The organism is Nakamurella sp. GG22 (assembly GCF_052976845.2).
On record NZ_JBRIIO020000016.1, the window covers coordinates 79,110 to 91,461 of the forward strand.

At 69.3% G+C, this 12,352-nt stretch carries 10 protein-coding genes and 2 tRNA genes; 3 read left to right on the plus strand and 9 right to left on the minus strand.

What is annotated here, in order from left to right; translation table 11 throughout:
• Window positions 1-105 precede the first annotated feature (105 nt).
• Together ACVBEQ_RS16735 and ACVBEQ_RS16740 are read right to left on the minus strand one after the other, a co-directional pair.
• Entirely contained in the window at window positions 106-1,125 is a 1,020-nt protein-coding gene (locus ACVBEQ_RS16735; RefSeq protein WP_447154439.1) for an NAD(P)H-dependent glycerol-3-phosphate dehydrogenase, read from the minus strand.
• Window positions 1,122-2,126 carry a lysophospholipid acyltransferase family protein gene (locus tag ACVBEQ_RS16740; protein WP_447154440.1) on the minus strand — a complete coding sequence of 335 codons (1,005 nt, stop codon included), beginning with the start codon at window positions 2,124-2,126 and terminating at the stop codon, window positions 1,122-1,124. The genes ACVBEQ_RS16735 and ACVBEQ_RS16740 overlap by 4 nt, the downstream gene beginning before the upstream one ends.
• 486 nt (window positions 2,127-2,612) lie before the next feature.
• Between ACVBEQ_RS16740 and ACVBEQ_RS16745 the strand changes: the two genes are divergently transcribed.
• Together ACVBEQ_RS16745 and ACVBEQ_RS16750 are read left to right on the plus strand one after the other, a co-directional pair.
• A complete protein-coding gene (locus ACVBEQ_RS16745) occupies window positions 2,613-4,790 on the plus strand; it encodes an RNA degradosome polyphosphate kinase (RefSeq protein WP_447154495.1) in 2,178 nt (725 codons plus the stop codon).
• Window positions 4,780-5,688, plus strand: coding sequence for an NUDIX hydrolase (locus tag ACVBEQ_RS16750; RefSeq protein ID WP_447154441.1), 909 nt, complete (start codon window positions 4,780-4,782; stop codon window positions 5,686-5,688). The genes ACVBEQ_RS16745 and ACVBEQ_RS16750 overlap by 11 nt, the downstream gene beginning before the upstream one ends.
• Before the next feature lie 98 nt (window positions 5,689-5,786).
• On the opposite strand, the gene ACVBEQ_RS16755 is transcribed toward ACVBEQ_RS16750, so the two are convergent.
• The 3 genes from ACVBEQ_RS16755 to leuC form a co-directional block, all read right to left on the minus strand.
• Complete coding sequence (locus ACVBEQ_RS16755) at window positions 5,787-6,467, minus strand: HU family DNA-binding protein (RefSeq protein WP_447154442.1); 681 nt, start codon at window positions 6,465-6,467, stop codon at window positions 5,787-5,789.
• A 269-nt stretch (window positions 6,468-6,736) separates the two neighbouring features.
• Entirely contained in the window at window positions 6,737-7,324 is a 588-nt protein-coding gene (leuD, locus tag ACVBEQ_RS16760) for a 3-isopropylmalate dehydratase small subunit (RefSeq protein ID WP_447154443.1), read from the minus strand.
• Between the two features lie 66 nt (window positions 7,325-7,390).
• Window positions 7,391-8,851, minus strand: coding sequence for a 3-isopropylmalate dehydratase large subunit (gene leuC / locus ACVBEQ_RS16765; RefSeq protein ID WP_447154444.1), 1,461 nt, complete (start codon window positions 8,849-8,851; stop codon window positions 7,391-7,393).
• A gap of 71 nt (window positions 8,852-8,922) precedes the next feature.
• On the opposite strand from leuC, the gene ACVBEQ_RS16770 reads away from it, so the two are divergent.
• Window positions 8,923-9,627: an IclR family transcriptional regulator gene (locus ACVBEQ_RS16770; protein WP_447154445.1), complete on the plus strand. Its 705-nt coding sequence runs from the start codon at window positions 8,923-8,925 to the stop codon at window positions 9,625-9,627.
• A 50-nt stretch (window positions 9,628-9,677) separates the two neighbouring features.
• On the opposite strand, the gene ACVBEQ_RS16775 is transcribed toward ACVBEQ_RS16770, so the two are convergent.
• The 4 genes from ACVBEQ_RS16775 to gltX all read right to left on the minus strand — a co-directional run bounded on the left by ACVBEQ_RS16775 (window position 9,678) and on the right by gltX (window position 12,349).
• Window positions 9,678-10,235, minus strand: coding sequence for a hypothetical protein (locus tag ACVBEQ_RS16775; protein ID WP_447154446.1), 558 nt, complete (start codon window positions 10,233-10,235; stop codon window positions 9,678-9,680).
• A gap of 187 nt (window positions 10,236-10,422) precedes the next feature.
• Window positions 10,423-10,498: transfer RNA gene (locus ACVBEQ_RS16780), tRNA-Glu, on the minus strand.
• Between the two features lie 131 nt (window positions 10,499-10,629).
• Window positions 10,630-10,701, minus strand: a tRNA-Gln gene (locus tag ACVBEQ_RS16785).
• Window positions 10,702-10,819: 118 nt separating this feature from the next.
• Window positions 10,820-12,349, minus strand: coding sequence for a glutamate--tRNA ligase (gene gltX, locus ACVBEQ_RS16790; RefSeq protein ID WP_447154447.1), 1,530 nt, complete (start codon window positions 12,347-12,349; stop codon window positions 10,820-10,822).
• Window positions 12,350-12,352: the final 3 nt, after the last annotated feature.

Sequence of the window (12,352 nt, forward strand, 5' to 3'; positions counted from 1 at the left end):
CCGACGCGCAGAATGCGTCCCGTGCCCGGTTGCTCGGGGCTGGTCCGTGGGCCTGCTGCTCAGGGCAGCGGCTACCAGGGGCTGTGCGGCTACTCGGGGCAGCGGCTACTCGGGGCTGTGCGGCCGGTCCATCAGGTAGCGGATCATCTGGCCGGGCGGCAGGTGGCGGTAGCAGACCTGGTACACGGATTCGGTGATCGGCATGTCGATCTTGTGCCGGAGCGCGAGGTCACGCACGGAACGGCAACTGACCACACCCTCGGCCACCTGCCCGCCGGTGGCTTCCAGCGCCGCGTCCAGGCCGACACCGGCCGCCAGTCGGCTGCCGAGCGTGCGATTGCGGGACAGCGGTGACGAGCACGTCGCCACCAGGTCGCCGAGCCCGGCCAGGCCGGCGAAGGTGGCCGGTGACGCACCGAGCTCGACGCCGAGGCGGGTGACCTCGTTCAGGCCTCTGGTGATCAGCGACGCCGAGGTGTTGAGCCCCAGCCCGAGCCCGTCCGCGATGCCACAGGCCAGCGCGACGATGTTCTTGCCGGTGCCGGCGATCTCCGCACCGATGACGTCCGTGATCGTGTACGGCCGGAAGTAGGGATTGGCGCTCGCCACCTGAACCGCCATCGCCCGCTCGTGGTCGGTGCACGCCAGCACCGTCGCGGTGGGCCGGCCGAGGGCGATCTCGACGGCCAGGTTGGGCCCGGTCAGCACGACGATCCGCTCGGGATCGACCTGCCCCACCCGCTCGATGACCTCGCTCATCCGCAGGCCGGTGCCGATCTCGACGCCCTTGGCGAGCGACACGATCGGCACGGCCGGCGGCATCGAATCGCGGAACACCCGGAGGTTCTCGCGCAGCGCCTGACTGGGTACGCCGAGCACGACGGCGTCCACACCGTCGAGCGCCTCATCGAAGTCGGAGGTCGCGCCGACGGAGTCCGGGAGCCGAATCCCGGGGAGGTAGTCCACGTTGTGATGGGTCTCACGAACCGCGACGGCGACGGAGTCCCGCCTGGCCCACAGAGTCACCGAGCGCCCGGCATCGGCCAGCACCTTGGCGTAGGTGGTTCCCCACGATCCGGCGCCGAGGACAGCGACCCGCTCGATCGGTCGCCCTGCTGCGGTCAACTGATCGACCCGTCTGTGGGCGTCCGCCCACCGGACCGCGCGGGGTCCCCGCTCGCCTCGACCGGCGGTGCCCCGGCCGGCGGTGCCCCGGCCGGCGGTGCCCCGGCCGGCGGTGCCCCGGCCGGCGGTGCCTTGACAGCCGGTGCTGGGACGGCCGACCCGGCGTCCGCCACCGCGGCCGCCGCCGACTCGGCGGCGGCCACCGCCTTCTCCGTCTCTTCCTGGCCGACGGCCGGATCGGCCTTCGCCGCTTCGGCCTCGCGCTTCGCGATGCGCTCGGCCTTCTTCAGGTCGAAGAACTCGACAGGCGGTGTCTCGCCACGGATCTCCGCCACCATGTCGCGGACCTTGGTCATGATCAGCAGTGACGCGTCCCGGATAGATCTGGCGTCGACGGGCCGTGCCCGCAGTTCGGTGAGGTCGATCGGCTCGCCGAACACGATGTGGATGTCCTTGCGCGGGAACGGGTGGAACTTGCGGCCCTCGACGTAGGAGTCGTAGACCAGGTTCGTCCCCCAGTGCGCGACGGGGATGACGGGGAAATCGCCCGCCAGGGCCAGCGCGCCGGCTCCCGGCCGCGGCTTCATCGGCCAGTGCCCGGGATCGCGGGTGACGGTGCCCTCCGGGTAGATCAGCACCACCTTGCCCTTGCGCAGTGACTCGGTGGCCAGCTCGAGGCTCGCCTGGCCGGCGCCCGCACCGCCGCGCTCCACCGGGATCTGCTCCGAATTCGCCAGCGCCTGGCCGAGCACCGGAACCTTCCAGAGCGAGGCCTTGGCGAGGAAACGCGGAATCCGGCCGGACTTCCGGACGGCCACCGAGTCGTAGAGCGGGTCCAGGTGCGAGACGTGGTTGGCCACCAGCAGGTAGCCGCCCTCGATCTGGATGTTCTTCGTCCCGGCGATCCGCTTGCGCCCGAGCAGGAATGACAGCGGATACATCACGATCTGGCAGAACGTCAGCCAGGCATTGCCCTTCTCGTGCACCGGACTCCGCGCCACCGTTTGGCTCCTTCTCCCACTCCGAACGCCGGCGTCTGCAGAGGTCAGCGCCGCGCCGGCATGTGTGCCGATCACCCTAAGGCCTTGCGGGTCGACGCGGGCGCCTCCCGCCCGGGGGCGCGCACTCGCGCCGATCCCGGCCGTCGGCGGGCCGAATCACCGGTGGTGTGGCATGGAAAGCGATCGACACGGGAGAATGTCCCGGTGACTGCCAGCAGAGGTTCCCGGAACAACTCCAGCTCGACCCCGGCTCCGCGCCCCGCGCCCCGGTCGGGCCGGTCCCAGGGGACGGCTCAGCGGGCTCCGAGGCCGGCGCAGAACTCGGCGGGCGGCGCGAACCCCGCGGGCGAGCCGGCGGTCGAGGAGCGCAGCGTTCCCGAGCAGGGTTCGGCCGCACCGACTTCGACCGGGCAGGAACCGAACAGGCAGGATCCGAAGGCACAGGATTCGAACGGGCAGCCCCCGGCGGCCGCGCGTTTCCCCGTCCTGAACGACGGCATCGGCACATTCACCGGCAGATTGATCGTCGAGGAAACGGCCGTCGAGCCGTTCCACGGCGGGGCGTCGGAAGCCGTCGGCAAGACCGTCGTCGATGACGAACCCCTGCCGGAGGACCGGTTCTCCAACCGGGAACTGAGCTGGCTCGACTTCAACGCCCGGGTTCTGGCTCTCGCCGAGGATCCGGAACAACGACTGCTCGAGCGGGCGAAGTTCCTCGCGATCTTCGCCTCGAACCTCGACGAGTTCTACATGGTCCGGGTGGCCGGCCTGAAACGCCGTCGGGACATGGGTCTGTCGGTCACCAGCGCCGACGGGTTGACGGCGTCCGAACAGCTCGCACTGATCTCCGCGCGCACCCAGGAACTGGTCGACAGGCAGGGCCGCTGCTTCACCGACAACGTCCTGCCCGCGATGGCCGAGGCGGGCATCCGGATCGTGCACTGGCAGTCGATCGATCCCGAGGACCGGGAACGGCTGGCCGACTACTTCACGTCGCAGATCTTCCCCGTCCTCACCCCGCTCGCGGTCGACCCCGCGCACCCGTTCCCGTACATCTCCGGGCTGAGCCTGAACATGGCGATCATCGTCCGCGACCCCGAGACCCGCGCCGAGCGGTTCGCCAGGGTGAAGGTGCCCAACAACGTCGACCGGTTCGTGCGGGTTCGCCGCGGCGTCAACGACTTCCTGCCGTTGGAAGACCTGATCGCCGCTCATCTGGCCGAGCTGTTCCCCGGCATGGATGTGGTCGAGCACCAGGTCTTCCGGGTCACCCGCAACGCGGATCTCGAGGTCGAGGAGGACCGCGACGAGGACCTGCTGCAGGCGCTGGAACGGGAGCTCGCCCGCCGCCGTTTCGGCCCGCCGGTGCGGCTCGAGATCACCGACACCACCAGCGAACGAGTACTGGCGCTGCTACTCGGAGAACTCGACGTCGACCCGTCGGACGCCGTGGAAGTCCCCGGCCTGCTGGATCTCTCGAGCCTGTGGCAGCTGTACGGGCTGGACAAGCCGGCACTGAAGGACGCGCCGTTCGTGCCGCGGACGAACCCCGCGTTCGCCGAGGGTGAGACGCCGAAGAGCGTGTTCGCCACCCTGCGGGACGGAGATGTGTTGCTGCACCATCCCTATGAGTCGTTCGCCACCACGGTGCAGCGGTTCATCGAGCAGGCGGCAGCCGACCCGCAGGTGCTGGCGATCAAGCAGACCCTCTACCGCACCTCCGGTGACTCCCCCATCGTCGATGCGCTGATCTCCGCCGCCGCCGCCGGCAAGCAGGTCGTCGCGCTGGTCGAGATCAAGGCGCGCTTCGACGAGCAGGCCAACATCTCCTGGGCGAAGGCACTGGAACGGGCCGGCGTGCACGTGGTCTACGGGCTCGTCGGCCTCAAGACGCACTGCAAGACCGCGCTGGTGATCCGGCAGGAGGGCAAGACCCTGCGCCGGTACTGCCACATCGCGACCGGCAACTACAACCCCAAGACCGCCCGCATCTACGAGGATCTCGGCCTGCTCACCGCCGATCCCGACATCGGCGCCGACCTGACCGACCTGTTCAACGTGCTGACCGGGTACTCGCGGCAGACCGAGTACCGCAACCTGCTGGTCGCCCCGCACTCGATCCGCAGCGGCATCGTCGCCCGCATCGAACGCGAGATCGACCACCAGCGCAACGGTCGGGGCGGTCTGGTGCGGCTCAAGATGAACTCGATCGTGGACGAGAAGGTGATCGACGCGCTCTACCGGGCCTCCCGGGCGGGTGTCCAGGTCGACGTGACGGTCCGGGGTATCTGCGCGCTGCGGGCCGGCGTTCCCGGACTCAGCGAGAACATCACCGTCCGCTCGATCGTCGGCCGGTTCCTCGAGCACTCGCGGATCTTCTACTTCCGCAACGGTGCTTCGAACGATGGGGGCGAGAACGAGGAGTACTGGATCGGCAGCGCGGACATGATGCACCGCAACCTCGACCGCAGGGTCGAGGCGCTCGTGCAGGTCAAGGATCCGGATGCGACCAACGTGATGGCGGGACTGTTCAAGATGGCCGCCGCTCCCGAGACACGTTGCTGGGTGCTGGGTCCAGACGGATGGTTCAAGTCGCCGGCCGACGGCCCGGGCAGGGACATGCAGGAAGAGCTGCTCCGCCGGGGCGTCGCCCGTGGCGAATGACGCCTCGAGCGCCGTCATCCACGCAGCGGGCGCCGTACTGTGGCGCCCCTCGCGACGGTACGGAGTCCGGGTTGCCCTCGTGCACCGGCCGCGGTACGACGACTGGTCACTGCCGAAGGGGAAGGCTGAGCCCGGCGAGGTGCCGATCGTCACCGCTGCCCGGGAGGTGCAGGAGGAGACCGGCTGCCGCGCCGCGATCGGCCGGTCGCTGACAACCGTTTCGTACAAGGCCAACGGCGGCCCGAAGACGGTGCACTACTTCGCGGCGAAACGCATCGGCGGCACGTTCACGCCGAACAAGGAAGTCGATCAGCTCGAGTGGCTACCCCCCGCAAAGGCTGCGGAGATGATGACCTACGAGTTCGACCAGTCCGTGCTGAGTACCTTCTCGCTCGAGCCGCCGGCGCTGACCGGCGTGGTCCTGTTGCGTCATGCCAGGGCGGGTCACCGCGAGGAGTACAACGGCGACGACGCACTGCGCCCGCTGGACGCCAAGGGACGCAAGCAGGCTCAGGCTCTGATCGGGGAACTGGCCGCCTTCGCGCCGGACGCGGTGCACAGCGCACCGCTCGAACGGTGCCGGGCCACCGTCGCGCCGCTGGCCGAGACCCTCGGCAAGGAGGTGTTCTTCGAGCCGGTACTCGCCGAGGACGCCTACCGGGACGATCCGGCGGGCGCCCGGCGCCGGCTCGTCGAACTGGCGGCGGAACAGCAGGACGGCGGGACAGTGCTGGTGTGCAGCCAGGGCGGCGTCATCCCCGGGGTGGTGAAGTCATTGGCCGGCCGGTCCGACGTGCCGATCGGTGAGGTCAGCACACCGAAGGCGGCGTACTGGTTCCTGTCGTTCGACGACCGCCGGATGGTGCAGGCGGATTCGTACCCGTCGCCGGTTGTCTGAGTTACTCCGCCCCGCGCCGGGCCGTACAGACTCGTGAGACGCAGCGTTCGGCGGGCGACGGCTGGTGCCGTCGCCCGCCGAATCTGTTGACGCTGCTGCTACTTCGCCTTCGCCGTCGTCCGGCGCGCTGCCGGCTTGGCGGCAGCCTTCGGGGCGGCCGCGGCCTTGGTGGCGGGCGCCGTCTTGGCGGCGGTCGCCCTCGGGGTGCGGGTGGTGGTGGTCTTGGCGGCGGTGGTCTTCGGTGCGGCGGCCGCTGACGTGGTCTTGGCGGCGGCAGCGCGGGTCCGGGTCGCGGGTGCAGCCGCAGCGGGCTTGGCCGCGGCCGGCTTGGCGGCCGCTCGCGTCCGAGTCGTGGTGGTGGCAGCCGTCTTCGACGCGGCAGTCGCCCGAGGTGCCCTGGTGGCTGTCGTCTTGGCGGCAGCCGCCGGAGCGGTGCCTGCCTTCGCGGCGGCGGCGGCTGCCCGCGCGCTGGTGGGCTTACCGGTCGGCTTGGGCAACTTCACCGTCCCGGCGATGACGTCCTTGAAGTACTTGCCGGGCCGGAAGGCAGGCACCGTCGTCTTCTTCACCTTGACGGCCTCGCCGGTCCGCGGATTCCGCGCGGTACGCGCTGCGCGCAGGCGCTTCTCGAAGACGCCGAAGCCGGAGATCGAGACGTTGCGGCCCTTTTGCACTTCGCGCTGGACCAGATCAATGAAGCCTTCGACGGCGACCTGCGCGGCCTTCTTGTCCCCGTCCAACCGCTCGGCGAGCTGGTTAATCAGATCGGTCTTGTTCACTGTCCCTCCCAGGACTCTCCGGCCCACGACAAATGGGGGCCGATTGGTCGCTCACGGTAGGCGCAAAATCGCCGAAGCGCTAGTGCACCACGCCCAGGAGTCAGTGTGTTCTAACGGTTCTCACACTATTCGGAGCCCTCGACAAGGCTGGATCGGGCTGCGGAATGTCGCACTGAGTAACCGGATCTGGAAGTGAAACAGACTGTGCAACAACAGATTTCACGGGCGCCACCGGGCTGACCAGCCGGGATCGGGACGCCCGCCGACGGTCACCCGGTGGTCGGAAGAAATTTCGGACGATGGGTCTCGAACTCACTGATTTCATCGGCGTGCCGCAGTGTCAGAGAGATGTCGTCCCAGCCTTCGATCAGCCGCCAGCGGGTGTAGGAATCGACGGAGAAGGGGATCACCAAGGAGCCGGCCGAGATCGTTTGCTGCTCTAGGTTCACCGTCACCGCGGTTCCCGGCTGATTCTCCAGCAGCTTCCACAGCAATTCGACGTCGTCCTGCGACACCTCGGCCGCCAGCAGTCCGCCCTTGCCCGCGTTGCCTCGGAAGATGTCGGCGAACCGCGGCGAGATGACCACCCTGATCCCGTAATCCATCAGGGCCCAGACCGCGTGCTCGCGTGAGGATCCCGTGCCGAAGTCGGAACCGGCGACCAGCACCGACCCGCCGGCGTAGGCGGCATGGTTCAGCACGAAGGTGGGGTCGGCACGCCACGCGGCGAACAGCCCGTCCTCGAAACCGGTCCGGCTGATCCGCTTGAGATAGACGGCCGGGATGATCTGATCGGTGTCGACGTTGCTGCGCCGCAGCGGGATCCCGATGCCGGTGTGCGTGGTGAAGGCGTCCATTGCGGTGTCCTGGTTCTTCTGCTGGGCGGGATGTGGGGCCGGGTGGGGCGATGCCGGGGGCGAAGGTCAGCGGGCCGCAAGTGCGTCGACCGGCTCCAGATCGGCCGGCGAGGAGAGCGTTCCGCGCACGGCGGTCGCTGCGGCGACGAGCGGCGACACGAGATGTGTGCGGCCACCTTTGCCCTGCCGGCCCTCGAAGTTCCGGTTCGACGTCGACGCACTGCGCTCGCCCGGGGACAGCTGATCGGGGTTCATCCCCAGGCACATCGAGCATCCGGCGCTGCGCCACTCGGCACCGGCGGCACTGAAAACGGCGTCCAGACCCTCCGCCTCGGCCTGCGCCTTGACCCGCATGGATCCCGGTACCACCAGCATCCGCAGCGTCGGATCGATGTGCCTGCCGCGCAGCACATCGGCCGCGGCACGCAGGTCCTCGATCCTGCCGTTGGTGCACGAGCCGAGAAACACCGTGTCGACATGGATCTCACGCAGCGGCGTGCCGGCGGTCAGGCCCATGTACTCCAGCGCCCGCTCGGCCGCGCCCCGCTCGTTGTCGTCCACGATGAGTTCCGGGTCGGGGACGCTGGCCGACAACGGCAGTCCCTGACCGGGATTCGTGCCCCAGGTGACGAACGGCGCCAGTTCGTCGGCGTGCAGGACGACCTCGGCGTCGAAGACGGCATCGTCGTCGGTGACCAGAGTGGACCAGTAGGCGACCGCCTCGTTCCACAGCTCGCCGCTCGGCGCGTGGTCGCGGCCCTTCACGTAGGCGAAGGTCGTCTCGTCAGGCGCGATCATCCCGGCTCGTGCACCGGCTTCGATGGACATGTTGCAGACCGTCATCCGGCCCTCCATCGACAGCGCCCGGATCGCCTCGCCGCGGTACTCGAGCACATAGCCCTGGCCGCCGCCGGTACCGATCTTCGCGATGACGGCCAGAACGATGTCCTTGGCAGTGACGCCCGGGGCGAGCGCGCCGTCGACGGTGATCGCCATCGTCTTGAACGGCTTGAGCGGCAGCGTCTGGGTCGCCAGGACGTGTTCGACCTCGCTGGTGCCGATACCGAAGGCCAACGCGCCGAACGCGCCGTGGGTGGACGTGTGCGAGTCGCCGCAGACGATCGTCATCCCCGGCTGGGTGAGCCCGAGCTGCGGGCCGACAACGTGCACGATGCCCTGCTCGGCGTCGCCCATCGGGTAGAGCCGGACGCCGAACTCTTCGCAGTTGGCGCGCAACGTGTCGACCTGCAGCCGGGAAACCGCGTCCTTGATCAACAGATTGCTGCCGACGAAGGGGCCGCGGGGCATTGACCCGCCGCCGAACTCGGTCGGGACGTTGTGGTCCTCGGTGGCGAGCGTCAGATCGGGCCGGCGGACCGGGCGGCCGGTGAGCCGCAGGCCGTCGAACGCCTGCGGGCTGGTCACCTCGTGGACCAGGTGCAGGTCGACGAACAACAGGTCGGGCTCACCCGGAGCGGCGTGCACGATGTGTGCGTCCCAGACCTTCTCGGCGAGTGTGCGCCCCATTGCGACTCCTTCTGACTGCTGGTCCCACGAGCTGTTGGACATCTCAACATGCGGGAATCTAGTATCGCTGCATGGGAAAGTCTAGCGGCATCGGGGTGCTCGACAAAGCGGTGCAGGTGCTGCAGGTCAGTGCGGACGGGCCGACCGGTCTCGCGGACCTCTGCGCGGCCACCGGGCTTCCCAGGGCAACGGCACACCGACTGGCGGTCGGGCTCGAGGTGCACGGACTGCTCACCCGCGACGCGAACGGCCGCTGGTGCCCGGGGCCGCTGTTGGCGGTCCTCGCGGCCGGCGCTCCCGATCCGCTGGTGACCGCGTCGGCCGATGTGCTGCCGCGACTGCGCGACCGCACCGGCGAGAGCGTGCAGGTCTACCGCCCCGACGGGCTGTCCCGGATCTGCATCGCGGTGGCGGAACCGACCTCCGGACTGCGGGACACCGTCCCGCTGGGATCCCGGCTGCCGATGAGCGCTGGGTCGGGCGCCAAGGTGCTGACTGCCTGGGCCGACTCGTCCGTCCAACGTGCGGTGCTGGCATCCGACGCCACGTTCACCGAGCGCACCCTGGCCGAGGTCCGACGACGCGGCTGGGCGCAGTCGGTGGCCGAACGGGAGACGGGTGTGGCGTCGGTCTCGGCGCCGGTGCGCGACCCGAAAGGCGCCGTCATCGCCGCGGTGTCGGTGTCCGGGCCGGTGGAGCGGATCGGCCGGCGGCCGGGGGCGCGGTGGGCCGGGGACCTGGTGGAAGCGGCGGACGCGCTGACGGCGCGGCTCTGACGGCGCGGCTCTGACGGCGCGGCTCTGACGGCGGCGGGTGCCCGCGGAGGTCATGACAGGTTCGGGATCATCTTCCGGTAGAGAGCGACGACGAATGCTTCGGTGAAGGAGTTCTCCGACGTCTGCAGCATGAGATCGCCTACCCGGACAACGGTCGTGCCGCCCTGGCTGACTGCCTCATCACCAAGACCGGGGACTACCTCTCCACCGGAGTACAGCGCGAAGTTCTCTGCGGACACAACCTCGATGACCACGGTGCCGGACGCGCCGCCGCCTGCGATCGTGAACTTGCAGCCTGAGGTCGGGACGGCCAAGTTGGGGTAGTCCTGCTTCGTCGAGGTCAAGGTGTACGTGGGATTTCCGGAGCCCCCGCTCAACCCCCGCTCCTGCGCCACAGCAGCGGCATCCTGCGAGGTGAGCAGGGCGCAGACGTCCACCGCGGAGACCGAATTGGCCGTCCCTGCGGGCGTTGCCGGGCCGTCCACCGCGGCGGTTCCGTCCGGTGCTGGCGCACTGCTGGGCTCGGCTGCCGGATCACTTCCACCGCACGCGGCAAGCAGCGGGACCGCGGTCATGAGGCAGATCACGACATATCGCCTGAACTTCATGACCGGACCATAGGCGACGGGAGTCGAGCGGTCTCCGCTGGAGCCGCGTCGTTGCTGATTCGCCGATGTCGGACCCTTCGCGGCGGGCTGACGTCCGACCTTGGCGGCTCGAATCGTGCACCGCTACGCCTACCGCGGACGGAAACGGAAAATCCCGGAGCGCGTGATGCGCTCCGGGATCCGGTGCTGGTAGCCCCGAAGGGATTCGAACCCTCGCTACCGCCGTGAGAGGGCGGCGTCCTAGGCCGCTAGACGACGGGGCCCTAGAAACTTCTTGACTGCTGTTCATCGGACCGCGCAGCAGCTCTGACGTGCCCGATCCGATGGGAAATGCTACACGACTCGCCCCGCCTCGCAGGACAACGGTCGTTGTCGGCGACTCACTGCCGAACCGCTGGGGTACTAGGACTCGAACCTAGAATGAGGGAATCAGAATCCCTAGTGTTGCCAATTACACCATACCCCAAAGGCCGCCCCCACTGACTTGACCAGGGCGGGCGCCGAGGAACGATACTACCTGCCGCGCAGCCCAACCCAAAAATCCGCAGCGACCGGACCGCCCGCCACACAGGCCGATCCCACGGTCAGCCGGCGAGCGAACTCAGCGCCGACCTGAGCCTGCGTACCGTCACCTCACGCCCCAGCAGCTCCAGCGACTCGTACAACGGCGGCGAGATGGTCCGGCCGGTGACGGCCACCCGCACCGGTCCGAAGGCGACCTTGGGCTTCAGCCCGAGGTCCTCGATCAGCGCGCCCTTGAGCGCGGCCTCCAGGGACGCCGCATCGAACGCGGCAAGGCCCTCGACGGCGGCGATGGCGGCCTCCAGCACCGGCCTCGACGCGGGGGTCAACACCTTGCCGGCGGCGGCCGGATCCACCACGAAGTCGTCCTCCGCGGTGAACAGGAACCGGACCATCGCGGCCGCCTCGGACAGCAGCGCGGACCGTTCCTGCACCAGCGGCGCTGCCGCCCGGACGAGCCCCCGCTGCTCCGCATCAGGCTCCGGCGGCAGCAGGCTCCGCGCGACGAGATACGACTCCAGCCGCTGCGCGAAGTCCTCCGGCGTCAGCATCCGCAGGTGGACGCCGTTGATCGACTCGGCCTTCTTCCGGTCGAAGCGGGCCGGGTTGCCGGAGATCCGCCGGCCGTCGAATGCGGCGACGAGTTCGGCGGGGGTGAAGATGTCCCGGTCCTCGGCGATCGACCAGCCCAGCAGCGCGAGGTAGTTGACCATCCCCTCGGTGATGAAGCCGTCGTCGCGGTACTGGAACAGGTTGGACTGCGGGTCGCGCTTGGAGAGCTTCCGGTTGCCCTCTCCGGTGACGAACGGCAGGTGCCCGAACTCCGGCACCACCTCGGCCCGGCCGATGGCGATCAGCGCCTCGTACAGCGCGATCTGCCGCGGGGTCGAGGGCAGCAGGTCCTCTCCGCGCAGCACGTGGGTGATCCCCATCAGCGCGTCGTCGACCGGGTTGACCAGTGTGTACAGCGGCTCGCCGGTCCCCCGGACCAGCACCGGGTCCGGCACCGAGCCCGTTGGGAAGGTGATCGGCCCGCGGACCAGGTCATCGAAGGTGATGTCCCGGTCCGGCACCCGCAGCCGCAGCACTGGCTTGCGACCGGCGGCGATGGCGGACTCGATCAGCACCGGATCGGGTGTCCGGTCGTAGTTGTCGTAGCCCAGCTGCGGGTTGCGGCCGGAGGCCAGAGACCGCGCGGTGACGTCGTCATTGGTGGAGTAAGACTCGTAGAGATGGCCGGCGGCCAGCAGTTCGGCGGCCACCTCGCGGTAGATGCCGCCGCGTTGGCTCTGCCGGTACGGGGCGTGCGGCCCGCCGACCCCCGGTCCCTCGTCCCAGTCCAGCCCGAGCCATGTCATCGCGTCCAGCAGCGCCGCGTAGGACTCCTCGGAGTCCCGGGCGGCGTCGGTGTCCTCGATCCGGAACACCAGGGTGCCGCCGTGGTGACGGGCGAAGGCCCAGTTGAACAGCGCCGTCCGGGCGAGCCCGACGTGCGGGGTTCCGGTGGGCGATGGACAGAAGCGGGCGCGCACCGGGCGCTTTCCAGGGACCGGCGGAACAGCAGGCGACGGGGATGAGGGGGTCTGTGTCATGGC